Source organism: Flavobacterium sp. LC2016-23 (assembly GCF_009674775.1).
Classification (GTDB): Bacteria; Bacteroidota; Bacteroidia; order Flavobacteriales; family Flavobacteriaceae; genus Flavobacterium.
The window spans coordinates 1-25833 of sequence record NZ_WKKE01000018.1; the positions used below are offsets into that span (position 1 = coordinate 1).

At 36.3% G+C, this 25833-nt stretch carries 22 protein-coding genes; 5 read left to right on the forward strand and 17 right to left on the reverse strand.

All coding sequences use genetic code 11. From position 1 onward, the window contains the following. Positions 1 to 194 precede the first annotated feature (194 nt). The 17 genes from GJU43_RS15690 to GJU43_RS15770 all read right to left on the reverse strand — a co-directional run bounded on the left by GJU43_RS15690 (position 195) and on the right by GJU43_RS15770 (position 19759). Positions 195 to 1361: a beta-ketoacyl synthase N-terminal-like domain-containing protein gene (locus GJU43_RS15690; protein ID WP_154341740.1), complete on the reverse strand. Its 1167-nt coding sequence runs from the start codon at positions 1359 to 1361 to the stop codon at positions 195 to 197. Between the two features lie 129 nt (positions 1362 to 1490). Further along, on the reverse strand, positions 1491 to 2762 hold the full coding sequence (gene bioA, locus GJU43_RS15695; protein ID WP_154341741.1) for an adenosylmethionine--8-amino-7-oxononanoate transaminase: 1272 nt from the start codon (positions 2760 to 2762) through the stop codon (positions 1491 to 1493). A 27-nt stretch (positions 2763 to 2789) separates the two neighbouring features. Beyond that, a complete protein-coding gene (bioD, locus tag GJU43_RS15700; protein WP_154341743.1) occupies positions 2790 to 3422 on the reverse strand; it encodes a dethiobiotin synthase in 633 nt (210 codons plus the stop codon). A gap of 161 nt (positions 3423 to 3583) precedes the next feature. Continuing rightward, the gene (locus tag GJU43_RS15705) at positions 3584 to 4198 is read right to left on the reverse strand and encodes a hypothetical protein (protein WP_154341745.1); all 615 of its coding nucleotides are present in this window, start codon (positions 4196 to 4198) and stop codon (positions 3584 to 3586) included. Next, complete coding sequence (locus GJU43_RS15710) at positions 4188 to 4688, reverse strand: RNA polymerase sigma factor (protein ID WP_197984822.1); 501 nt, start codon at positions 4686 to 4688, stop codon at positions 4188 to 4190. The genes GJU43_RS15705 and GJU43_RS15710 overlap by 11 nt, the downstream gene beginning before the upstream one ends. A gap of 4 nt (positions 4689 to 4692) precedes the next feature. Then, a complete protein-coding gene (locus tag GJU43_RS15715; RefSeq protein ID WP_154341747.1) occupies positions 4693 to 5556 on the reverse strand; it encodes a TraB/GumN family protein in 864 nt (287 codons plus the stop codon). A gap of 50 nt (positions 5557 to 5606) precedes the next feature. Continuing rightward, the gene (locus GJU43_RS15720; RefSeq protein ID WP_154341749.1) at positions 5607 to 5801 is read right to left on the reverse strand and encodes a hypothetical protein; all 195 of its coding nucleotides are present in this window, start codon (positions 5799 to 5801) and stop codon (positions 5607 to 5609) included. 307 nt (positions 5802 to 6108) lie between these two features. Further along, complete coding sequence (locus GJU43_RS15725) at positions 6109 to 7245, reverse strand: pyridoxal phosphate-dependent aminotransferase family protein (protein WP_154341751.1); 1137 nt, start codon at positions 7243 to 7245, stop codon at positions 6109 to 6111. 32 nt (positions 7246 to 7277) lie between these two features. Further along, positions 7278 to 7808, reverse strand: coding sequence for a hypothetical protein (locus tag GJU43_RS15730; protein ID WP_154341752.1), 531 nt, complete (start codon positions 7806 to 7808; stop codon positions 7278 to 7280). Between the two features lie 65 nt (positions 7809 to 7873). Then, positions 7874 to 8155, reverse strand: coding sequence for a F0F1 ATP synthase subunit epsilon (locus tag GJU43_RS15735; RefSeq protein ID WP_154341754.1), 282 nt, complete (start codon positions 8153 to 8155; stop codon positions 7874 to 7876). A gap of 69 nt (positions 8156 to 8224) precedes the next feature. After that, the gene (gene atpD, locus GJU43_RS15740) at positions 8225 to 9736 is read right to left on the reverse strand and encodes a F0F1 ATP synthase subunit beta (protein WP_047777068.1); all 1512 of its coding nucleotides are present in this window, start codon (positions 9734 to 9736) and stop codon (positions 8225 to 8227) included. Positions 9737 to 9970: 234 nt separating this feature from the next. Further along, a complete protein-coding gene (locus GJU43_RS15745) occupies positions 9971 to 11536 on the reverse strand; it encodes a G-D-S-L family lipolytic protein (RefSeq protein ID WP_154341756.1) in 1566 nt (521 codons plus the stop codon). A gap of 84 nt (positions 11537 to 11620) precedes the next feature. Further along, complete coding sequence (locus GJU43_RS15750; protein WP_154341757.1) at positions 11621 to 14452, reverse strand: TonB-dependent receptor domain-containing protein; 2832 nt, start codon at positions 14450 to 14452, stop codon at positions 11621 to 11623. Between the two features lie 377 nt (positions 14453 to 14829). Beyond that, entirely contained in the window at positions 14830 to 15339 is a 510-nt protein-coding gene (locus tag GJU43_RS15755; RefSeq protein ID WP_154341759.1) for a hypothetical protein, read from the reverse strand. 139 nt (positions 15340 to 15478) lie between these two features. Further along, positions 15479 to 17329, reverse strand: coding sequence for a glutamine--fructose-6-phosphate transaminase (isomerizing) (glmS, locus tag GJU43_RS15760; RefSeq protein ID WP_154341761.1), 1851 nt, complete (start codon positions 17327 to 17329; stop codon positions 15479 to 15481). A 9-nt stretch (positions 17330 to 17338) separates the two neighbouring features. Then, the gene (locus GJU43_RS15765; RefSeq protein WP_154341763.1) at positions 17339 to 18931 is read right to left on the reverse strand and encodes a DUF4270 domain-containing protein; all 1593 of its coding nucleotides are present in this window, start codon (positions 18929 to 18931) and stop codon (positions 17339 to 17341) included. A 21-nt stretch (positions 18932 to 18952) separates the two neighbouring features. Beyond that, complete coding sequence (locus tag GJU43_RS15770) at positions 18953 to 19759, reverse strand: glycogen/starch synthase (protein ID WP_127338952.1); 807 nt, start codon at positions 19757 to 19759, stop codon at positions 18953 to 18955. Positions 19760 to 19837: 78 nt separating this feature from the next. On the opposite strand from GJU43_RS15770, the gene panC reads away from it, so the two are divergent. The 5 genes from panC to GJU43_RS15795 all read left to right on the forward strand — a co-directional run bounded on the left by panC (position 19838) and on the right by GJU43_RS15795 (position 25782). Next, positions 19838 to 20716: a pantoate--beta-alanine ligase gene (gene panC / locus GJU43_RS15775; protein WP_154341765.1), complete on the forward strand. Its 879-nt coding sequence runs from the start codon at positions 19838 to 19840 to the stop codon at positions 20714 to 20716. Between the two features lie 14 nt (positions 20717 to 20730). After that, positions 20731 to 21081 (forward strand): aspartate 1-decarboxylase, encoded by a 351-nt coding sequence (gene panD, locus GJU43_RS15780; RefSeq protein WP_017495920.1) that lies wholly within the window; start codon positions 20731 to 20733, stop codon positions 21079 to 21081. A gap of 200 nt (positions 21082 to 21281) precedes the next feature. Next, entirely contained in the window at positions 21282 to 22436 is a 1155-nt protein-coding gene (locus GJU43_RS15785; RefSeq protein ID WP_154341767.1) for an alpha/beta hydrolase, read from the forward strand. Beyond that, positions 22436 to 23797 (forward strand): DNA repair protein RadA, encoded by a 1362-nt coding sequence (radA, locus tag GJU43_RS15790; RefSeq protein ID WP_154341769.1) that lies wholly within the window; start codon positions 22436 to 22438, stop codon positions 23795 to 23797. Before GJU43_RS15785 ends, radA begins: the two co-directional genes overlap by 1 nt. Before the next feature lie 20 nt (positions 23798 to 23817). Further along, positions 23818 to 25782 carry a transglycosylase domain-containing protein gene (locus GJU43_RS15795; protein WP_154341771.1) on the forward strand — a complete coding sequence of 655 codons (1965 nt, stop codon included), beginning with the start codon at positions 23818 to 23820 and terminating at the stop codon, positions 25780 to 25782. Positions 25783 to 25833 lie beyond the last annotated feature (51 nt).

Below are 25833 nucleotides of genomic sequence, written 5' to 3' on the forward strand. Positions count from 1 at the left end.
ACAGAGTTGCAAATAGCAAATCTGCAGTCATCCAATCAGGTCTTACTGGTAAAAGTTACTTTAGACAATGATCATACAACCACTAAGAAAATTATATTTCAATAAAACAGAAACAATTTGTTTAGTCCATAAAAAAACCATTCGCCGCGGCGAATGGTTTTTTTTATTCTTATGATTCAGCTTACAGAACTAAGCTACGCTTTTTCAATCAGGATACTGACGGCATTACCTCCAAAACCTACTGCGTTAATCAATATTTTTTTTAATGGTTTTGTTTGCTTCTGCACTTCCGCAAAAGGGACATTAATAAAAGTATCATGCTGCATCATCAACAGCGCCAATTCTAAACTTAGTATTCCGGAAGCGCCAAAAGTGTGTCCGATTTTCCATTTATTGGTAGTTAATAATGGAATTTTAGCCCCAAAAACTTTTTCGATAGCGCGTAATTCTGTCAAATCTCCTTTGATGGTTCCAGGGGCATGCATTACAATAACATCAACTTCCTCCGGGTTAGTCTGTTGCAGTGCCATTTTCATAGACTTCTGAAAACAATCGGCTTCTGCGGATATAGAAATGTTGTGTTCTAAAATTTCAGTAGCGTAACCAACACCTGTCACATACGCTATAGCATTTTCTTTTTTTCCGACTTCCAGGCAACAAACAGCTGCTCCTTCCCCCAGGATCATGGTGTTTTGCGTCTTTTCAAAATCAAAAGCAAGATTCGGCCAGGCTTGTTCATTCTGATCAATACGGGAATATATTTTTAGAGCTCTCATCTGAGCAATCGTAAAATCTGTCAAAGGGGCTTCACTTCCACCCACCAAAAACTTATCTGCCATTCCGGACCGCAACCACGCAACGCCATTTAAAAGAGCGTGAAGCGCCGTCGAACAAGTAATCGAGTGTGAAATTTCAGGGCCGACACTTTGTAAATCATGCGCAATCCAGGAAGAGATATTGCCTAATGTAGTTGTTGGAGAAGCTAAAGTTTGTGCTTTTCCGGTATCGATATATTCCTTGTAATGCTTTTCAAATAAATCGGTAGCACCACGGGAAGAACCAATATTTATTCCAAAGATATCCTCTTTATTCCAGCCGGCTTTTTCAACTGCTTTTCGTGAAGCCGTTAAAGCAAACAGAACAGAATTATCCAAAAACTTATATTTAATATCCGATTCGCGAACTGCCGTTACCATTTGATCCGATTCAGTACCTAAAGCAGCTACAGACGTTTCCTGCTGATCTAAAAACTGCCTTGTAAAGCAATGTTGACCGTTAAGATAATTTTTCCAGACTTCCTCTTCGGTGTTCCCCAATGGAGAAATAGAAGAGAAGGCTGTTATTGCTATTTTTTTATTCAATGTTGTAAATTTTTAATCGCAAAGTTCGCGAAGTTTTGTGAAAGATGGCACACTGATGATACCGATAAAACTGATATAGCAGATTTTTTAATCCTGAATCCGAAAAATCGGGAAAATCTGTTGAAAATTTTAAACCATTTCAATCGCTTCTTCAATTGCAGCATACACTTTATGAAGCTGTTCATCGGTCATAATATAAGGAGGCAAAATGTAAACAATGTTTCCCACCGGCCTCAAAACCACTCCTTTTTCTATAAAAAAATTATACAGTTTGGTACGCATGGAACCGTAATAACTTTCCTCAGCATCCGATTTTATTTCAACGGCAAAAATGACCCCAAGTGTTCTGGCCGTAATGAGTTTTGGATGATTTTCAATTTTTTTTTGGAACCTTAAATGACTTGCGTTTATGCGCTGAATGTTATTTTGCATTTCCGCTGTCTGCAATAAATCAATACTTGCTAAAGCTGCTGCACAACCCGTAGGATTTGCCGTAAAGGTATGGCCGTGAAATAATGCTTTGTTGATATCGTCATCGTAAAAAGCATCGAAAACATCCTGCGTAAAAGTCGTAATGGCCATTGGAATTGTTCCTCCGGTCAGGGCTTTCGACAAACAGATCATATCGGGTTGTTCAGCAACATAATCCATTGCGAAAGTTTTTCCGGTTTTACCGAAACCCGTCATGACTTCATCGGCAATAGTTAAAACTTTATTTTCTTTACAAATTTCGATTAAAGTTGCCAGTGCTTCAGGTTCATACATTACCATTCCGGCGGCTCCCTGTACTAGAGGTTCAAAAATAAACCCGGCGCAATTATGACTTTCGATCACTGTTTTCAAGGCTTTAAAACTCACTTCCTCCTGCCCTTTCACAGGAACCGGAATTCTGACTACGTCTATAAACATTCCCTGAAAAGCCTGCGTATAAAAAGAGATTCCGCTTGCTGCCATTGCGGCAAAAGTATCTCCATGAAAAGCATTTTCGAAAGCAATTATTGTGGTTCTTTTTTCATTTTTATTGAAGAAATACTGCAATGCCACTTTTATAGCTACTTCTACGGCCGTTGAACCGTTATCTGAAAAGAAAATTTTCTGCTGATTTTTGGGCAAGATTTCCATCAGTTTTTCGGCTACTTGTATAGCCGGTTCGTGTGTGAAACCTCCAAACAAAACATGCTCTAAGGTGGTCAATTGTTTGTAAATCGCATCGGCAATCATTTTATTACTATGCCCAAACGGATTTACCCACCACGAGGCAATAGCGTCAATATATTCTTTATTGTTCTCATCCCAAAGCAAAGCGCCTTCTCCTCTTGTAATCGCAATTGGAGTTTGTGACGTTTTGTGTTGCGTGTATGGATGCCATAAATATTGGCTGTCTTTTTCTGATAAGGTCATCTGATATACTATTGTAGATTTCTGATTTTAGATTTTGGATTTCTCTAACGACAACAAATTATGTCGAAATAAATCGGCGTATTCCAGAATTACATTTTGATCGAAATAAGGTTCCTCATCGATTCTGCCAATGCATTTTATTCCGGTTTTATTTAAAATTAAATCCTCTGTAGATTTGTTCTCGCTTCCGCTGAAGATAATTCCTGAGACTTCAAAACCGCGGTTTTTAATTGCTTCCACCGTTAACAAAGTATGATTGATGCTTCCTAAATAATGTCTTGAAACTACAATTACCTTATAATCCGGCTGAATCAGATCGATGATTAAATGTGTTTCATTTAATGGAACAAAAATTCCACCGGCACCTTCAATTACCAGATGATTTTCCGTTTTTGGTTCTTTTATTTGTTTTAAATCGATTGTAATTCCGTCAATCTCTGCCGCCAGATGCGGACTTGCCGGTGTATTTAGTTGATAGGTATTTGGGTAAAATTGAGATTTTGAATTCGAAACCTGAGATTTTACTTTGTGACTATCCGAATTGTCTAAATCTCCCGCCTGAATCGGTTTCCAATAATCCGCTTCTAAAGCTTCAACTACTATTGCTGATGTTACTGTTTTACCAACATCTGTTGAAATTCCTGTTATAAATATTTTCATAGATTCTAGTTTCCCGGAGATTCACAAAGAAAAACACAAGGAACACAAAGAATAAATTGTTTTGTGAATCTCTGCATCTTCTGTGCGAATCTCTGTGTAATATTCTCCGCAAAAATACCAATAAAAACAACAAACCCATCAATTACGATGGGTTGTATTTATTATTCCTCTTTTAATTCGTCAATAACGTCCTTGATTTCTCTGGCAAATTTGCCGTAAAACCTGTGAACCCACCATTCCAGCGAAACACCCATAAAAAGCATGACAAAAACTACAATTGAAAAAACAATTATTAATTGAAAATTCGTAATCTCTGTTGCAAAAAAACCGGGAATCTCAGAAAATTTATAGTAGAAAAAACCAAATAAATAAAGGATTAGAAAAGGCGTTAAGGCAAATCCAAAGGTTTTATATAACTCCATATTAAGCCTGATATCAAAATACGTTTCATACAAATTGTCTTTTGTTTTAAGGGTCACTGTATTAAGTCTTTTATAAAACAAGTAAAGCTTTACCAGGTAATAAATGCAAACGGCTACAAAAATGCTATACAGCAGGTAATATAAAGCAACCCCTTTTGCCGAAAAATCATATCCCATAGGAATAAACCCCATAAAAACAATTGATAGAATCTGGTAAATAAATTCGTTCTTCAGATTTTTTTTAATTTTATCCAATGGCGTATTTGCCGATTGTATTTTTTCTAAATTATTCGGAAGAACGACATTTTCACCTTTTTCGTTATTCCATGCATTTTGTATATCGTTAAAATCCATATCCCTGATTTTTTATTATTTCTTTTAATTTTTCTTTTGCCCTGTTTAATTTCACTCTGGCATTTCCTTCACTAATCCCTAAATTATCCCCTATTTCTTTATGAGAAAACCCTTCTAACTGATAGAAAATAATAGCTTTGTCAATTTTTCCTAATTTCTGAACTGCTTTATAAAAATGATCGATCTGACTTTCCTTAATATGGGAATCACCTTCATCATCCTTGATATTCTCTGAAGCAATTTCGTATTTGTCTACTTTCCGTTTTTCTTTTTTGAGGAATACGATCGCAGTATTTACTGCCACACGGTACATCCAGGTTGAAAATTGGCTTTCGTTTCTAAAGGATTCATACGATTTCCAAAGCTGACAGACAATTTCCTGAAACAGATCCTGCTGATCATCCTGATTATTCATGTACATCTTAGAAACTTTGTACAAGATTCCTTTATGACTTTCTATCCGGTTTAAAAATTCTTTCTCTTTCAAAATAGTGCTAATTCATTACTGGTTTTACAGTATATCCTGCTTTTTTAAGTAAATTAATTATTCCTTCCTCACCAGCCAAATGTGCTGCTCCTACGGCCACAAACAGATTTCCCTTTTTCATCATTTCCGGCAAAAGTTCAACCCAATTCTGATTTCTTTCGTCAAGCATATATTTTCTGGCCTTGGCATTCATGATACTCTCAGAAGTTGTATTCTTATATAACTCTTCTAAATTTTCCTTTTTATAATTTGTAACCAGCATTTTTGTTTGCTCGACATCTGATTCTTCTAACATTGCGATCATTTCATCATCAGCGTAAGCCTTTCCAAAACTTTCAAATTGCGATTTAACCGTTTCGAGTCCTTCAACTTTCAGGCTTTTTTTCTTAGCGCTTTCAATAAACTCCATTTCGTAAAGTTTGAGATCATTACAGCCAAAAGATTTCATCGAAATTAAACTCATCACAGTCATTAAACTAAAAGCATCTACCTGCTGAACGGTCATTCCGGATGTCTTCTTTAAAATGGCATCTAATTTAGACAATTGTTCCGGATTTAATCTTTTACTTAAAGGTTCTTTGCCCATTGCCATTTGTTGCATATCGCTCATTTCCTTAGGATCAGAAAAATTAATTTCTAAAACTAATTTACTTGACGCATCAAATGCTTTCTTTGTTTTTTCAGATAGAAAATAATCCGGTCCGCAAATCATATGAATCGTTCCATACAAATAAGAAGGTTTTGTTAAGCCCTTCCCTGATACTTCCCACAAAAGTGAGTTTTCTAATTTTGGAGAAACTGTTTGGGCACTGATTGCACCATTAAAAACAAATAATACTACTGCTACTGCTAATTTGAATACATTTTTCATTTTGATTGATTGATTAAAGTTGATTGATTTAATGATTGAAAACTCCTCTTTTAATTACGTTTCTTATTTCGCTGCCATGACGCAACAGAAGCAATGCTTAAAAATGCCATCTGAACAAGAAATCCCAGATTAGGTTTGTCTAATAAAAACTGATTTACTAAAGCATATCCAAATCCAGCCGAAGTAAGAATGACAAAAATAAAATTGAAGCTATTTTGTTTTGAGAAAGCGGATTGCGTTTTCATAATGCTTTTAGTTATTTTGATTACGACTCGTAAGTAATTAAAGAACCAAAACGTTACAAAAAATTTTAAACTTTTTTTTTAAAGTGAGGAATATCAGCACTTAAAGAACAAGTTATTTTAAAAACAAATTTCTAAATAGTTCACAGATGTAGCGGATCAAGCAGATTGTCACGGATATTTTATGTGTATACAAAAATAAATAAAACAGGATGATTTAACAATTTGAATGTCGCCCTGAGCGAAGTCGAAGGCTGGCCTTTGGGAACGGGCTTCGATTTCGCTCAGGCTGACAACACTATAAAAAGCCTTAATACACAAAATCTCTAAGTAATTCAAGAATCTGATTAATTTCTTCCTCCGAATTATAACTATGGATACAAAAACGAAGTCGTTCCTGTCCTTCCGGAACTGTTGGAGAGAGTATGGGTTTTACATCAAACCCTTTATCCTGTAATTGTCCGGCCAATTGCTTTACATTTTCATTTCCGGGAACAATTGCCGATTGGATCGCAGATTTGCTTCTGACAAACATGGGTTTTAAGCCAAGAATGTTTTTTTGCTGATTAAAAAAAACAATGTTCTGACGTAATTTTTCAATCGTTTCTTTTTCGGTTTCCAAATGCTGATAGGCAGTTAAAATGGTTGAAACGGAATGCGGAGATAATCCTGTGGTATAAATAAAGCTTCTGGCAAAGTTGACCAGATATTGCTTCAGATCTGAACTTCCTAAAACGGCAGCGCCATGACAGCCCAAACCTTTTCCAAATGTCATAATACGTGCAAAAATGCGATTGTGCAATTGCAGATACTGCATTAGTCCTTCGCCCCTATCACCAAAAACCCCTAAAGCATGTGCTTCATCCACAACCAGGAAACAGTTGTACTTTTCTGACAGCGCCACCAGCTCTTCTAAATTCGGACTGTCGCCATCCATAGAAAAAACGGTTTCGGTGACAATATAGATAGTGGTATCCGGAAATTTCACAACAAGACGTTCCAGGTCTTCAAAATCATTGTGGTTAAATTTGTACGATTTGGCATTCGACAATACAATTCCGTCACGAATAGAAGCATGACTCAGTTCATCATAAAGTATAACATCATTTCTTTGCGGTACAGCGCTAAAAAAACCAACATTGGCATCGTAACCCGAATTAAAAATTAAAGCCGATTCTGAGCCATGAAAATCTGCAATAAACAATTCGGCAATTTGATAAAGCGAATGATTACCTGAAATTAATCGCGAACCTGTTGCGCCATTCTGAATAATATCGTTTTCTATTAGATAATGATGAGCCTGCTTAAAAACAGATTCCGATTTCGAAAAGCCAATATAATCGTTAGAAGAAAAATCAACAAGATTGTTAAAACTTGGTAATTGTCTTAACGAATTATTCTGCTTTCTGTTTTCAAGTTTGTGAATAAGGTTTTCAGGTAATTTCATAAAAGCAAAGTTATGAAATTAAAAAAGCAGATTTATTTTAGTTTGTCTTTTTCAATCCATTTAAAGTTTCCTTTTTCAGTTGCATCAAGAATATCGATATTTAGCTTAGTCGAAAGATCTAAACAAAACTGATATGCAGATTCTTTACTTTTAAAGCTGCACATCTTATAATGTCTGTTTTTCACATACCAGAGATTCGTAGCATATTCACCCCATTTATCCAGAAAAAAAGAAACATATTCAAACGTTGTTACCTTCGATTTTACATCATACGAGAATGGCCCAACCACATATCTAGTTATAATAATACTGTCAGTAACATTTATAATAATATCCTTTGTTGCAGAGAAAATCAATCCATAACCAAAACAGAAACCACCCACGGAAACAAGTGAAGTCAGAAGCTTGATAAAAGTGACAACAGGAATACCTAAATAAACTACATAAATCACAATTCCTAATAAATAGATAAAAACACCATAAAACACAGCTGCCAGTACTAATTCATACCAACTTCTTTTCTTTTGTGAAATTAAAATTTCAGACTTCTTATTATTTTTCATTTTTCAAAAATAAAAAAAAGCCATTCGCTTTGGCGAATGGCTTTTAAAATTTATTTCAAATTATTTTAGTCTGCTAAAACAATTATCTTATTGTCTTTCATTTCGATAGTACCTGACACAATATCCAAAGTATAAGTCTGGTCATTTACTTTCGTGAATTTACCCGCTACTTCTTTAGAAAAACTGAAGCTCGGAGCCACAATTTTAATAGTTCCTTTTTCTAAAATAGAAACAATAGGAGCGTGATGATTCAATATTTGAAAGCTTCCATCAACTCCAGGCAATGTAACTGAAGTTACTTCTCCTGAAAATAATTTTGCTTCTGGTGATACTATTTCTAAAGTCATATTTTTTAGTTTACAGTCTCAGTTATCAGTCTCAGTACTGAATACTGCGACAGAATACTGAAAACTTGATTATGCTTCCGCCAACATTTTTTCTCCTGCTTCGATCGCATCCTGAATAGAACCTTTCAGGTTGAAAGCTGCTTCCGGAAGGTGATCTAATTCACCGTCGATAATCATGTTGAATCCTTTGATAGTATCTTTAATGTCAACCAAAACTCCAGGAATACCTGTAAATTGTTCCGCTACGTGGAACGGCTGAGACAAGAAACGTTGTACACGACGTGCTCTTGATACAGATAATTTATCTTCTTCAGATAACTCTTCCATACCTAGGATCGCGATAATATCCTGCAATTGTTTGTATTTTTGAAGAATTTCTTTTACTCTTTGTGCACAGTCATAATGCTCATTTCCTAAGATTTGAGGAGTCAAAATTCTTGAAGTAGAATCTAACGGGTCAACCGCTGGATAAATACCTAGCTCAGCAATTTTACGAGACAATACTGTTGTAGCATCTAAGTGAGCAAACGTTGTTGCCGGTGCCGGGTCAGTTAAATCATCCGCAGGAACGTAAACCGCCTGTACAGATGTAATAGATCCTTTGTTTGTAGAAGTAATACGCTCTTGCATAGCACCCATCTCTGTTGCCAAAGTTGGCTGGTAACCTACTGCAGAAGGCATACGTCCTAAAAGTGCTGATACCTCAGAACCTGCTTGTGTAAAACGGAAGATGTTATCAACGAAAAACAATACGTCTTTCCCCTGATCAGTTCCGGCTCCGTCACGGAAATATTCCGCTATAGATAATCCTGAAAGTGCCACACGTGCACGAGCTCCAGGAGGCTCATTCATTTGTCCGAAAACGAAAGTAGCTTTAGACTCTCTCATTCCTGGCATATCTACTTTAGATAAATCCCATCCTCCATTTTCCATAGAGTGCATGAAATCATCACCGTATTTAATAATTCCTGACTCTAACATCTCACGAAGCAAGTCATTTCCTTCACGTGTTCTTTCCCCTACTCCTGCGAATACTGAAAGTCCACCGTGACCTTTTGCGATATTGTTGATCAACTCCTGAATCAATACTGTTTTACCAACACCGGCACCACCAAACAATCCAATTTTACCCCCTTTTGCGTAAGGCTCAATCAAATCGATTACTTTAATACCTGTAAATAAAACTTCAGATGAAGTTGATAAATCTTCAAATTTAGGTGCTTGTCTGTGAATAGACAAACCGTTTTCCCCTGTTTTTGGCAAGTTTCCTAAACCATCAATTGCATCTCCAATTACATTGAATAATCTTCCATATACATCCGGACCGATTGGCATTTGGATTGGATTTCCAGTTCCAACTACTTCATATCCTCTTGACAAACCGTCTGTAGAGTCCATAGAGATAGTACGAACTGTGTTTTCACCAATGTGAGATTGCACTTCTAGAACTAACAATGTTCCGTCTTTTTTTGTGATTTCTAATGAATCATAAATTTTTGGAAGTTCAACATCCTTACCGTTGAAAACTACGTCAACTACTGGTCCAATGATTTGAGCAACTTTTCCTATTACTTTTGACATTACTTATGTATTTATTAAATAGCTATTTAGGTTTATCGAAAATACCTCTTTTTTCAGAGCGCAAAGATAATTTTTTAAAATATAAAATCAATATTTTTTTTAGAAAAAATACTATGTTTTTGTTTGATTCCTAAAACTCAGGTCTCAAATATCTAAATTGGTAATTTTTTAGTTAAATAAAAAAGCCACTGCATTTTTTAAACGAGTGGCTCTCTCACTAAAAAAAAAATATCTTTATGGAAGAACTGCAGGATATAGCACCTGATAATTACCCACATTTACTCCTTTTAAATTGGAACCGTATTTAGTATTAATGGCTTCTATAAATTTATTGGCAATAAAAGCATAACCTCTCGGGGAAGGATGAATCCCGTCTAAAGAAAAAGTCCCGCCCGTTACAAAGGTTGACGCCAAAGTATAGTTGTTTGCCACAACTCCCCCTTTATCAATTTGATCCATAATTGCATTAGCATCAACAAAAGCAAGACCCTTTGCGGTTGCTGCCGCACTTATCGTTGCATTAAAAGCATCTGTTGCCACCTTCAGCTCTGCAATCTCGGTTGGGATTAAAACATATTTGTCCTGCAACGGATATGTGATTCCAAATTTATTTAAAGGTGCCGGCGGAGCAAACCCAACTCCGGAATTTGCTGCAGTAGGAGCCGCACCAATAGCCGATTGTGTAGTCAGAAGCACCAAATCAGCAGCAGTAGCCTGACGTGCCTGTCCAAAAACTGCCCCGTAAAAAGCAGCTGTCTGCGCACCCAGTGAAGGTGTAAATACAGCTGTAAGCTGCGCTGATAAATTCGTTAAAGATTCATCTTTTATCAATAATGGATTTGCTCCGGTAAGAGATAGTAACTGAATTCTGTTGGTTACTCCAAGATAAGCCAATGCATCTTTCAAAGGTCCGTAAAGCTGGGCATTAAGTGCATTTATAGTAGCTGTTCCAACAGCAGCATTACCGCTTCCCAAAACCGAAACCGTTAATGGATTGTAAGGAACAGTCTTAAAAAACGGAATCGAAGTAACATAAGGTATATTAGCCACAACACCTTTAGCTCCTGCAGAAGTTAATGTAGTAACAAGAGCATTATATGTACCATCAAAGCCAACTCCCGGCGCACCTGTAGCCGGAGTAATCGGATTTGTACCATCTCCTCCTGATGTAGCATATCCTAAAACATCATTATTTCCTATCCATAAAGAAAAGAATGTTGGCGTCTGACTCATTGCATAAGCCAGGACAGAAGTTGTTCCGTTTGGAGCAAAACGCACATAGTACGGATTTGCAGTTCCGTTTGCCAAACCAGCCGCTGCTCCATAAGAGGGAGACAACAAATGAAAACTTTTTGCACCCGGAACACCTGTGTTATTGTAAGGCCCTGCAGCGACAACGGCCGCATTAAAAACTTCCGTCGTAGAAGCACCTGTTACAGGAACAGGAGCTGTTCCGTTAAAAAATAACCTCGGACCGAAAGCAGGATTTACCTGACCTCCAAAAAGCAGCCCTCCAACATTATCATTTGTATATGGAATTTTAAATTCTCCTCCTCCTACTAATTTAAATTGTTGTGCCATAATATTGGTATATGATCCTTCCTGGCCTCTTTTGAAAAGCGATCCATCACTAAAACCTGAAGTCAAAGAATTCCCTAAAGCAACATATTTAGAAAAATTAGCTGTACCGGCGGTCAGAGGTGCTCCATTAGATGAATCCACCACTACAGCCTCATCATCGCTATTACAGGCCATAAAGGTCAACGAAACCAGTAAAAGCCATTTTAAATTCTTTTTCATAATTTATATATTTTAAAATTATTACTTTCTAATTCTTCTTTTAGAAAAGTAAATAATACTATTGTTTTATTTAAAATCGTTTAATTAAGGATTGATTGTCCAGGATGCAAAATATTGCTGACCAATTAACCCTGCACCAATTACCTGAGTATATTCTTTTCCTCCAATGTTTGAAGCTCCTAATTTAAAAACTGATTTTAATTTTGGAATTCCATAATTAATCTGAGCATCGATTACGGTAGCTGATTCAATTATACCATCAGCAAAGCTTGATTCCCATGTATACTCACTATTCCATCTTCCGCTAACATTAAATCCGAAATTCTTAAACAATTTTTCATTACCAAGAGAAACCTTAACCCTGTGTTTTGGTGTATTAAAACCAGCTTCAAAACTTGGATCTTTTGCTTTATCAAAATCAAATTGAGCATAATTGTAATTTACTCCCAATTCGAAATCTGCAATTATTTTCTTAGATAGACCCGCTCCAAATCCAAATGATTTAATTTCAACATCTGTATTCGTATACAACTGATACGCTCTGTAATTTCCATTTTGAAGTGCGTGCAGCGTTTGCGCGCCAGGATTTGTCGGACCTGCTGCAGGATTAGGCGCATCTTGCGCTGTACCATAGTAAGGTGCCACTACATTCAGATTCCCAATGAAATTGTTATATACGTTGTAATACGCATTAAGATCTACAGAAACATCTTTAACAAAAGAACGATATCCAATTTCAAATGCCTTAACTTCTTCCGGTTTCACATAATTTACATTGGTCTTTTTAAGCAATGCGGCACCGGCTACAGGATCACTTCCTGCCAATGCACTAAAAGCATTCACTGAACTTGCTGTATACGAATTACCATAGGCTTTCAAACCATCCATTACTACCGTTGTACCGCCTGCAAAAGCCTGACCTACAGCAGTAGAGACAGGTAATGTCTCTCTGTAACGCACCAAGTTATCCGGCGCCGAACCTAACAATACAGCACTCCCTACATTAAATCCTATGTATTGATCCTGAGTGGAAGGGTTTCTGAAACCAGTCTGGAACGAACCTCTGAAGTTGTGATTTTTTCTTTCTCCTGCAGAATAGACAAGAGACAATCTAGGAGAAAAATTTCCGTCGAAATTTTTTGATTTATCATAACGAATAGATCCTGTAAATTTTAGTCTTTCGTCCATGAATTTTTTCGCTAGCTGCGTATAGGCTCCATATTCATTATAATTAATAGGACCATCGGCATCCGTATAGATTCTGCCGTGAGAGTTTAATTCATACAATCTGAAAGATCCTCCAACCTGAATTTCAGCAAATTTTATGATGTCTTTAAAATTATAGTTCGCATCTGAATGATAGATTCTTGAATTATCAACCAGCTTTGAACCTGTTAGTACACTTTCATCGGCAATTACCTGATTGAAAGCGTTTTTAAACGCCAGCGTTCCAGGTAAAAGGCGGCCTGTGTCTGCTGTTGCTCTTGCAGCCGCATGAGCATTTTCCGGCGTCATCCCGGCTAAAGTAGACTGAACATAGGCTCCGGCATACTGACCAAACCACGTTCTGTCATCTTTCCATTTTCTATTGACATTAATTCCTGTAAAAACCATATCATAAGAATGTCCGCCATCTTCTGTAGTAGTATAACCTCTTAAGAAAAAATTCTTTCCTTTAAATTCGAGTTTATGCTGTTGCATAAAAAAGTCATTTAAATAATATCTGTTAGCTCCCTGGTAAACCGCATTTCCCGTTCCAAATTTACTTTGCCAGATAATCTCTAATCTTTCATCACCAAAAGGTCTTCCATGGAATGAAAAATCAATTTTAGTATTCCCCGCTTTGTTATTGGTAAGATCAGTTTCATTATAACCTGTTCTGCTGACATTGGTACTAGGCAATAAATTTACAGCGGCAGCAGGAATCAATCCTAAAGCAGCCAGAGACTGACCAACTCCTTTTATATTCGTCGAAACTTCATCCCCATATACATTTATTCCATCGTAATTAATATTACTTCTGTCGATTCCGCTAACTGTTTTATCGTTATAATTTGTAGCATACCAATCTGTAGCCTCCATATAGGTGAAATTTGCTTTAGCCGCAAAATACTTATTAAAAGCGTGCGAAAATCTAACCCCTAAATCATAGTAATTATTGGTACCCGCAGCCTCTTGCGACGTCATTCCATATTTAAAATAAGCAGATACGCCCTGATAAACGAATGGACTTTTACTATTCATAAATAAAATTCCGTTAAAAGCATTCGCTCCATACAAAGCAGAAGATGCTCCCGGCAGTAACTCAACGCTTTGAACATCTATTTCTGAAACACCAATCAGGTTTCCTAAAACAAAATTCAGAAGAGGAGATGAATTATCCATTCCATCCACCAACTGCATGAAACGGGTATTGGCTACTGTAGCAAAACCCCTTGTATTAATTGATTTAAAAGACATACTACTGGTATTCATCTGTACCTCTTTTAAATTTTCCAAACCATCATAAAAAGTAGGTGAAGCTGTCTTTTTAATATCCTGAATTCCCATTCTTTCAATAGTTACAGGAGATTCAAGTACTCTTTCCGGAGTTCTGGAAGCCGAAACGACAATTTCATCTAACTTAGTTTCTTCACTTTTTAAAACAACATCAAGATTTTGATTTAACGAGGTAACGTTAATCGTTTTAGTTTCAAAACCTACTGCCGAAACCTTAATAGCAAAAGGCGGCTTGGCAGAAGTGCTCAGTTTAAAGGTCCCGTCAAAATCAGTAGAAGCTCCGGTTGAACTTCCCACGACATTAACGTTAGCACCCGGAATAGATTGTTTGTTACTATCGGTAACAGAACCAGTAATTGTATTCTGCGCAAAGGAAATTCCGCAGAAAAACAACATAATTAGCAAATAGAGTCTCATTTGGTTGGTTTTTTTTGTTAGTTTATCCTACCAAAATACAAATAATTTTGATATGTATAAAAAAACGTTAAATAAAATTCATATTTACCATGTTTTTAAGTTATATTTTAACTATTCCTCAATTGATTTTATTAAATTAAAATCAAATATCAAACCTTCAATACTTCAATTACTATGCATACATATTATTTTTGAAGGAAAAATTGCGGATTTACTAAAAATACAGGGGCAGTAAAAAAAATTTGACAATACAAAAAAGCGAGACCTAAATCTCGCTTTTTTAACATTCATTATAAGTACGGTATTTCTATCTAAAGACAGCATACAATTGAAATAACAATCATTTTAGGTAAATCATTAAAGGCTAATAAATTACATTAAAATTCAATTTTTAAACCAATCTGACTGGTGCTTGCTACCAAAGTTGTTTTAGTAGCCGGTTTATAATTTTGCACTAAACCGTCATTATGTTTTGCAATAGCTGATTTAATCTTTTTTGGATAACCGATTTTTATTGGAATTGAGGCAATAATCATTGCACCTCCAATAATTGCCGCTGTAAAACTTGTGGGCTTAGACGTAACCGAAGGATAGTATCCGTTACCAGGATACGATACTGAAGTATCGTCTTTGGTTAAACCGACCACTAAATTGGCCACCACAAGACTTGTTCCCCCATAAAAAAGGACATTACCCCATGTTTTTTTGCTTCTTCCGGCATTATAAAGAGATAAGGCTTCTCTATTATTACCCAAAACCGATCGTACCTGTTCGGATGATAATTTGTTCTCTCCTTCATAAACAGTTCCACCACTTCTATAGGTTAATTGCTGCGAAAAACCTGCTACAGTCATTACTAAAAATACTGCTGTAATAATTCCCTTCATCTTTTTTTACAATTTACTGATTTAAGCAGCGAAAATAATCAATAACTTAATCCTTACAAGAAAAATGCTAAAAAAACAAGAGCATAAAAAAAGCGAGACCTAAATCTCGCTTTTCTAAAACTATTACATTTTAAATATGTTATTCTACAGTAACCGATTTTGCCAGATTACGTGGCTGATCTACATTACAGCCTCTCATTACAGCAATGTAATAAGAAAGCAATTGCAATGGTATAGTAGTAATTAACGGCGATAATGCATCTGAGGTCTCAGGAATCTCAATTACATAATCTGCCAATTCCCTAACCTGCGTATCACCTTTGGTTACAACAGCGATAATTTTACCGCTTCTTGATTTGATCTCCTGAATGTTACTTACAATTTTATCATAATGACCCTGTTTAGGCGCAATAACAATAACCGGCATGTGTTCGTCAATAAGGGCGATCGGACCGTGTTTCATTTCAGCAGCAGGATACCCTTCAGCATGAATATAAGAGATCTCTTTAAGTTTTAGCGCTCCTTCAAGAGCAACCGGGAAATTATAACCTCGTCCTAAATACAAACAGTTCGGAGCATCTTTAAAAGCCGCAGCGATTTCTTTTGCTCGGTCGTTTGTTTCCAGTGCCTCAGCTACTTTCTCCGGAATTATTTCTAATTCCTGAAGGTACGTATGATAATCTGTATTTGAAAGCGTTCCTTTAGCCTTACCTAATCTCAAGGCGATCATCGTTAAAACTGTAATTTGAGTTGTAAAGGCCTTTGTTGAAGCTACTCCAATTTCAGGACCGGCATGTGTATAAGCACCTGCATGGCTTTCTCTTGAAATAGAAGAACCAACCACATTACAAACTCCAAATACAAAAGCACCATTTTCTTTAGCCAGTTTAATAGCCGCCATAGTATCTGCCGTTTCGCCGGATTGAGAAATAGCAATAACGACATCGTCTTTATTGATGATTGGATTACGGTATCTGAATTCAGAAGCATATTCTACTTCTACAGGAATACGTGTAAACTCTTCAAAAATATATTCAGCTACTAATCCTGCATGCCATGATGTACCACAGGCAACAATCAGAATTCGTTTAGCATTCAGGAATTTTTCAAGATTATCCTCAACACCAGCCATCTGAACAATACCTTCATTCGCATGAAGTCTTCCTCTGTAGGTATCCTTAATTACACTTGGCTGCTCATAAATTTCTTTGAGCATAAAGTGATCATAACCACCTTTTTCAATCTGCTCCAAATTCATTTGAAGTTCCTGAATATAAGGATCAACCAAAGAATCATCTTTTATTTTTCTAACTTTAAGAGGTTTGTGTAGTCTAATATTTGCCATCTCACCATCTTCCAGGTAAATAGCATTTGAAGTATATTCAATAAAAGGTGAAGCATCGGAAGCAATAAAAAATTCCCCTTCTCCAACACCTATAGCCAATGGACTACCTAATCTTGCAGCAACAATTTCATTTGGGTTTTTCTTATCAAATACCGCAATTGCGTATGCGCCTACAACCTGATTTAAAGCAATCTGAACTGCTTTACCTAACTTAATCCCTTCTTTCTTCTGAACCTCTTCGATTAAATTCACCAATACTTCTGTATCTGTATCCGATTTAAAAGTATATCCTCTTTTAATCAGCTCTTCTTTAAGGGGAGCATAATTTTCAATAATTCCATTATGAATAATGACCAATTCTCCCGAATTCGAAACATGAGGATGAGAATTCACATCATTTGGTACCCCGTGAGTTGCCCAACGTGTATGACCAATCCCTATAGATCCGTTTGTAGTTAAATCATTCTTTGCCTTAGCTTCAAGATCTGAAACTTTACCTTTTGTTTTACAAAGCTTTATACCTGTTTCTGCATCATATAACATGACACCCGCACTATCATATCCTCTGTATTCAAGACGCTTTAATCCCTTTATAATAATGGGATAAGCCTCTCTGTGACCTATATATCCAACAATTCCACACATATATATTTATTAATTTGGTTTCGTGTAGTAAACTTCAAGCTTCAGTCTTTTATTGTCCGGAACTGTAGATTTTCCTCCAAACAATATAGTTCCCAACGGACTCAAAACTGATGCTCTCGGTGCATCTGTAATAACGGTGTTTTTTAACTTTAATTTATTGGTAGCCACCGTGTTTATATCTCCTGAAACAACTAAACCTAATTTAACATTAACTGCTGTAGTGCTCTTTATAATATTTCGAATATGATCTGTTAACCTGATTTTATAAGTAGTTCCTCTTTTACTCGTAGCATCAATATTGATTATACCACTATAAACTACTTTTCCAAGTGCCGCTCCACTACCGGTTCCGTCTGTCAAATAATCTAAAATAGGCGTGTTATTCGTTAAATCATACAGATAAACTCTTTTAGACTCATACACCCCGGCCATTTTATCTGTATCGATATGAAAAACTAAATTAGCTTCATTAACCAGCCATTTATTATTTCTGATTTCTGCCAGTTTCGAACCAAAAGCGTTAAGCTCAATAACGGCAAGCGAACCCTGCCCGCCTTTTAAATAAAGAGATTCATCACCATCTGTTTTATTTTGATCTGTTAGTGCATTTTGATATATCGGATTTTTAACATCGTCAAGCAAGCTAGCCGTTGCACCCGTCAAGTTAATCACCACAGTTCTGTCCTCTCTTACCGTCTCTGCATCAGTTGTAATATCAGTTTTAGCGGTATATTTTATGGTAATCTTACCTTTAGAAAAATCCATTAAAGCCATATTACCTGCACTGGATCCTGATTTTTCGACCTTAAAATACAACCCTTTAAAATATTGCTGAAAAACATCGCTTGCAGAAAGCACCGAAGCAGACGCATTTAATATTTTAGTCTGAAAGAACGTCTTATCCAGATTTAAACGCATTTGCGGAGCAACTCTCGTTGTCGTTTTAACACCTGTTTTAGCATCTGTTGTTTCATCCTTAAGTTCTGTTGGGTTAAAATAAAACTCATCATTCTCTGCTTTAACATTATTGTTATTATTTAAACGTTTATCCCCAGCCGTCTCTATTTTAAATTTATCAAAATCGGCATTTTGATTCGTATAATATAACTGCGGAAACTGAGAACCATTATCAAAATAAGAAGATCGCATCTGAACTCCCGATTCAAAAACACTTAACTTAATAAATTTATCTTCGGGTTTACCGTAAATAGAATCCAATTTATAAGTAGTATCTCCAGTTGTTGCATCCGTACTCACAGCATGACTAAAATAAGGTATAGTAAGCTGAACACTTACTACTTGCGGGTCCGAACCAATAGAAGGCGCGTAACTTTCAAGTGAAACCTGAGTCGCAAAACTTGCCGTTCTGGCTCCAAAAACCTTATCATCATAAATACCTAAAGCATTATTTATCAATCCGTTTGACTGAATTGGGGAAATTTCCTGATCGTAAGCCACAACATCATATTTCTCAGGTTCTAATCCGAAATGGTCATCACCAATCAAATTATCGCCAATGGCGTTAAAATCTTTGTCACAAGAATATAAAAGAACAACAGTTGCTATTAATAGAATTTTCTTAAAAAAAGAAGTATTATACATGTTTTATAATAATGTTAAAATTTAAAGACCCATACTTTTGTAGAAATTTGTATACGCTTCTGCGAATGCATCTTTCGTGGCGAAAGGTAAAAAAGGTTTTCCTGAAGATTCTATAAATTTTGTTAAACTTGAAGATACGTTTGGTGATGCTATAATTACGGCATCAGAATGTAAGATGCTCGCCTTTAGTACGTTTTCATAATTTGGCACTTCCAAATCTGCTACAGCTTCATGCGGAACACCATCAAACTTCACCTTATTAATCATTTCTAAATCCAGATTTTCATCAAAAGACTGACCATAAACAGAGGTCACAATTTTGGTTTCAGAAAATAAAGCTTCATTTTTGTAATAATGTTTCATGTAAATCGGAAGCATAGCCGCTAACCAACCATGAACGTGAATAATATCAGGAACCCAATTGAGTTTTTTTACTGTTTCTACAACACCTTTAGCAAAAAAGATAGCTCTCTCGTCATTGTCAGGATACAAAACCCCTTCCTCATCGGCAAAAGTTGCTTTACGTTTAAAGTATTCATCGTTATCAATAAAATATACCTGAATTCTCTCTTTCGGAATTGAAGCTACCTTGATAATCAATGGCATATCTAAATCATTCACTACCAAATTCATTCCTGAAAGTCTAATAACTTCATGTAATTGGTGTCTTCTTTCGTTGATATTTCCATATCTTGGCATGAAAATTCTTATCTGTCCTCCCTGATCATTGATCATTTTCGGAACGTCATAAGACATTAAAGAAACCTCATTTTCAGCCAAATAAGGCACGACTTCAGATGATACATATAATATCCTCTTATCTTTCATAATAGTATTTTACTTAATTTTTGGTAATAAAAACGTTGCAAAATTACAAAAATTTATGCAGTTATTAACTAATATATTATGTTTGCACTAAATTTTAATAATACCGCCATGCATATTTTCTACGGTAAAGTAGCTTTGATAGCTTATTTGAAAACTATCAAAACCACAAATTCGACCATCGGGTTTGTACCAACAATGGGCGCTTTACACCAAGGGCATCTGGCTTTAATGCAAAGATCCCTTAAAGAAAACGACGATACCGTAGTGAGTATTTTCGTCAATCCTACTCAGTTTAACAATCCTGAAGACCTGGCAAAATATCCCAGAACCATCGAAGAAGACATCAAGAAAATGCGCGTTCTGAGTGACAAAATGATTTTATACGCGCCCTCTGTAGAAGATATTTACGAAGGAAATACCGTTTCCCAGAATTTTGATTTTGACGGACTGGAAAATCAAATGGAAGGAAAATTCAGACCCGGACATTTTAACGGCGTCGGAACAATTGTAAAACGTTTATTTGAAATTGTAACACCAACAAATGCCTACTTTGGAGAGAAAGATTTCCAGCAATTACAAATTGTCAAAAAAATGGTCGAAAAGAACCATATGCCCGTAAATGTGGTAGGCTGTCCGATTTTCAGAGAAGAAAACCAACTCGCAATGAGTTCCCGAAATGAACGTTTAACTGCTGCTGAAAGAAAAGAAGCGGCAATTATTTATAAAACGATAACAGAAGCAAAAGAAATCTTCCGGACACATACGCCACAGGAAACCATAGAATTTGTAGAAAATTCTTTCAAAAACAACGAAAGATTTGAACTCGAATATTTTGTCATTGCTGATGAATCTACATTATTACCTATAGATCATAAAAGTAACGATAAAAAATACCGTGCATTTATAGCGGTATTTGTTAATTCTATAAGACTGATTGATACCATTTCATTAAATTAATTTACCTTTGCACCATGCAAATTCAAGTTATAAAATCAAAAATTCATCGTGTAAAAGTAACGGGAGCCGATTTAAATTATATTGGCAGTATTACTATTGACGAAACCTTACTGGAAGCTTCAAACATTATTGAAGGTGAAAAAGTAGCTATTGTGAACATTAATAATGGCGAACGTTTTGAAACTTATGCTATTAAAGGAGAAAAGAATTCAGGAGAAATTACCCTGAACGGTCCTGCAGCCAGAAAAGTTCAAAAAGACGATATTATTATCATTATATCCTATGCCACCCTGGAATTTGAAGAAGCTAAAACCTTCAAACCATGGATCATTTTCCCTAATGAAAACGACAATTCGTTAACCTAAGTTTTTCTTTTACACCTTATTTCTTCCCTGATTGACAAAATTATTTTTGCCAAGGAAGATTCTTTTTACCCCATTCAAAGTAAATATTAAGTAGAATACGGTATTGCTATTTTTAAAATCCCAAAATAATAAAAAAGCAAATAAAGTGTTATATTGCTACACTATTTCAATACTTTTAATTCACTGAAATATCCCAAATCATGAAAAAAGTTTACTTACTACTTACTTTAATTTCAATTTCTGCTTTTTCACAGAAAAAATTTGACAACATTAAATCCGAGAAACTTGGAGAGGAAAGAAGAATAACTATTGGACTTCCTGCCTCTTACGAAGCCAATCCTGAAAAAAAATATCCGGTTTTATATTTATTAGACGGCGATTATTTATTCGATCCTTTCTCCGGAGCTTTAAGTTATGGCTCTTATTGGGGAGATTTACCTGAAGTGATCATCATTGGTGTTCATCAAAATAAAAACGACGAACGCGAAGACGATACCACAATTGACCAGAACACCGGACTCCCTTTTGAAAAAGGAGCAGATTTTTTTGAATTTATTGGTTCCGAATTGGTTCCGTATGTCGAAAAGAAATACCGTACTTCGCCTTTCCGGATTATTGCCGGGCATGATGTAACCGCAAGTTTCATCAATTTCTATTTATACAAGGAACAACCTCTTTTTAACGCTTACATTTCTTTCAGCCCCGAACTTGCCAATAAAATGGAAGTCCGAATCCCTGAAAAATTCGCCAAAGTAACAGAACCTTTATTTTACTACCTGTCTGTAGCAGACGGTGACAATAAAAAAATCAAAGAACCTATTGAAAAGTTAGACAGCAACATCAAGATTGCCAACAATCCGTTAGTGAATTATAAGTACGAATTGTTTAAGGGCACAACCCATTATACGGAGGTTTTACATGCAATACCAAGCGCCTTATACCAAATATTTGAAGTCTACAGACCTATAGATTCTGCCGAATACAATAGTAAAATTGCCGTACTGGAAACAGGTTATGCTGATTATCTGGAGAATAAATATAATGTTATGTCGAAAGTCCTCGGGGTGCAGATTCCGGTAAGAATGAGCGATTTCAAAATCATAGAAACCCTTATCCTGAAAAAGAATGCCTATGATGAATTAGGTAAAATGGCTGAAATTGGAAATGTAAATTATCCAAAAGCGATGTTAGGAGAATACGAACTGGGATTGATGTATGAAAAAATGGGCGACCCGAAAAGAGCCTCCAAAAAATACCAGAATGCTTCCCAAATGGAGCCCATTGGAGATTTGAATAAAGATGTAATGTACGAGAAAATCGACGAGATGAATACGCTTGCAAAAACCACTAAATAATGTCGAAAGTTAAAACTTCTTTTTTTTGTCAGAATTGCGGAACCCAGTATGCCAAATGGCAGGGACAATGCAATGCCTGCAAAGAATGGAATACTATCGCTGAAGAAATTATCCAGAAGCAGGAAAAAGTAGCCTGGAAAAGTGAACCTACTTCAAGCGGCAAAGCTCCGCGTCCGTTAAAAATTAACGAAATTGACTCGACTCAGGAAATTCGTATGGATACTACTGATGGCGAATTAAATCGTGTTCTGGGTGGTGGGATTGTTCCCGGATCTTTAATCCTTTTAGGAGGAGAACCAGGAATTGGAAAAAGTACCCTTTTACTGCAAATCTCGTTAAAGTTACCCTATAAAACGCTTTATGTTTCCGGTGAAGAAAGCCAGAAACAAATAAAAATGCGTGCTGAAAGAATCACACCCAACAGCGATAATTGTTATATACTAACGGAAACAAAAACGCAAAATATATTTAAGCAAATCGAAGCCATACAACCTGAAATTGTCATTATTGACTCGATTCAGACTTTGCATACCGATTACATCGAGTCCACTGCCGGAAGTATTTCCCAAATCAGGGAAACTACTGCCGAACTGATCAAATTTGCCAAAGAAACCAATATTCCGGTTATTTTAATCGGGCATATTACCAAAGACGGAAACATTGCCGGGCCTAAAATCCTGGAGCATATGGTGGACACCGTTTTACAGTTTGAAGGCGACCGAAATCATGTGTACCGAATTTTACGTGCTTTAAAAAACCGTTTTGGATCTACTGCCGAACTTGGAATTTACGAAATGCTGGGAAGCGGTTTACGCGAAGTAAGCAATCCGTCAGAAATTTTAATCTCGCACAAAGACGAAGAAATGTCGGGAACGGCCATTGCCACCACCATGGAAGGCATGCGTCCGCTGATGATCGAAATACAATCGCTTGTAAGCACAGCCGTTTACGGAACGCCACAGCGAAGCACAACGGGTTACAACGCTAAAAGACTGAACATGATTCTGGCCGTTTTAGAAAAAAGAGCCGGATTTCGTTTAGGGGCAAAAGACGTTTTTCTAAACGTAACCGGTGGAATTTCGGTTGACGATCCCGCCATAGACTTAGCCGTTGTGGCTGCCATTTTATCTTCCAACGAAGATATTCCGGTCACCAAAGGATTCTGTTTTGCGGGTGAAGTCGGTCTATCCGGAGAAATTCGTCCTGTAAATCGTGTGGACCAAAGAATCCAGGAAGCCGAAAAATTAGGATTCAACACGATTTTTGTTTCCAAATACAATAAAATTGCTTTAAAAAACGCAGGAATCAAAATTGAACTTGTGGCTAAAATTGAAGATGTAGCCAGTATTCTTTTTGGTTAATTTTTTATAAAACCTACTTTATGAAATTCCCCAAACAAAAAATAGTAAAAGCACTCTTAATACTTGCCCTGGTATTGGCAGTGCTTTTTTCAGGATTTTACTTTTTCCGCGATTCCCTGCTTAAACAGGCCATTGCCAAAGTAACCCACAAAATGAACGTTGATTACAACAGTACTTTTTCTGTAAAGTCGGCCACATTTGACGGACTATCGGGTATCAGGCTGACCAATGTGATTTTGGTTCCTAAAAATGCCGACACGCTTTTTAATATCGAAAAAATCGAAACCAGTATCAGTCTCTCGAGTTTATTGATTGGCGATGTTCAGATCGGGACCTTAAAAGTCAACAACGGCTATATTCAATTAGTCAAAAAAGGAAAAATCCGCAATTTTGATGCTTTCCTGAAAAGAGATCAGTCCGAAACCGATACAAATGAAAAGCGCAAGTATGCCACTTTTGCTTACCGCATTATATCGAAATTGCTGAATCTGGTTCCAACGGATATGAAGCTGGAGAATTTGAATTTCAAAATTGACGACAATGGTAAAAAAACGTCTATTGCCGTAAATAAGCTTGTATTAAACAACAAACAACTTGAAACCAGCCTTCATGTTCAAAGCAAAGATTTTGATCAGCGCTGGAAAATAAAAGGATTTGCAGATCCGAGAAACAAAAAAGCAGATATCCGTTTTTTCAATCTGGATACCGGTGCCATAAAAGTGCCGTATCTCGATGAGCGTTACAATCTGAAAGCCAGCTTTGATTCAATACGCTTAAATGTAGCAAACATTGATAAAGATGGCAGTGAACTTCATATTGACGGCTATACTTCTATTTCGAACTTAAAGATAAACCACCCGAAAATTGCCAGCAAAGATGTTGTGATCAAAAATGCGCGTTTTGATTACCGATTTTTATTAGGCGACGATTTTATCTCGATTGACAGCACTTCGAGCATGCAGCTGAACAAAATAAAAGTAAAGCCTTATGTCTCTTACAATACCGGGAAAGATACGGTTTACACTTTAAAAGTGAACATTCCTAAAATGAAAGCTCAGGATTTTATCGTTTCGCTGCCTGATGGATTATTTACGCATTTTCAGGGAATGGAAGCTACCGGAAATTTTGATTATAAATTAGATTTCAAATTCAATAAAAACAAACCAAATACGCTGGTTTTCGACAGTAAACTAAACAAGGAAGATTTAAGAATCACAAAATACGGGGAGGCTGACCTGAACAAACTGAATGGCGAATTTGTATATCGTGCGATCATACAAAATGTATTGCAGCGCCCTGTTTTGGTTGGAAATGCCAATCCGAATTATACCCCGCTGGATCAGATTTCGCCGTATTTACGAAAATGTGTACTGACGACTGAAGATCCTTCTTTCTTTTCGCATCGTGGTTTTATCAATGAAGCTTTTAAACAATCGATCCTAAAGAATATCCGAACCAAAAAATTCTCCCGTGGTGCCAGTACCATCAGCATGCAATTGATTAAAAATGTTTTCCTGACCCACGAAAAGACAGTTTCGCGTAAACTGGAAGAAATTCTACTGGTTTACATTTTAGAAAACAACCGGATTGTAAGCAAAGAGAGAATGCTGGAAGTGTATTTTAATATTATTGAATGGGGACCCAATGTATACGGAATTGGCGAAGCGAGTCATTTTTATTTCCAGAAAAGCCCTTCTGCTTTAAATGTAGACGAGTGTTTATATCTGGCCACTATTATTCCGAAGCCCCGAAAATTCATGTATCAGTTTAATGACGAAGGAAATTTGAAGGATTATGCCTTGAAAAATCAAAAATTCCTAAAGAATTTAATGTTTCGCAGAGGGCTTTTAATTCCGGAAGATACCATTGGTCAGCTGCCCGTTTATATCTCCGGAAATGCGCGTTCGCTATTAAGAATCAAAGCTCCTGATTCAACAGCTGTTCCGGCTGATTCTTTGGCTGTAGGTGATGAATTTGATCTTTAAGTACAATATTTTTACGCTGATTATCACAAATTGCTACAATTACCTTAATAA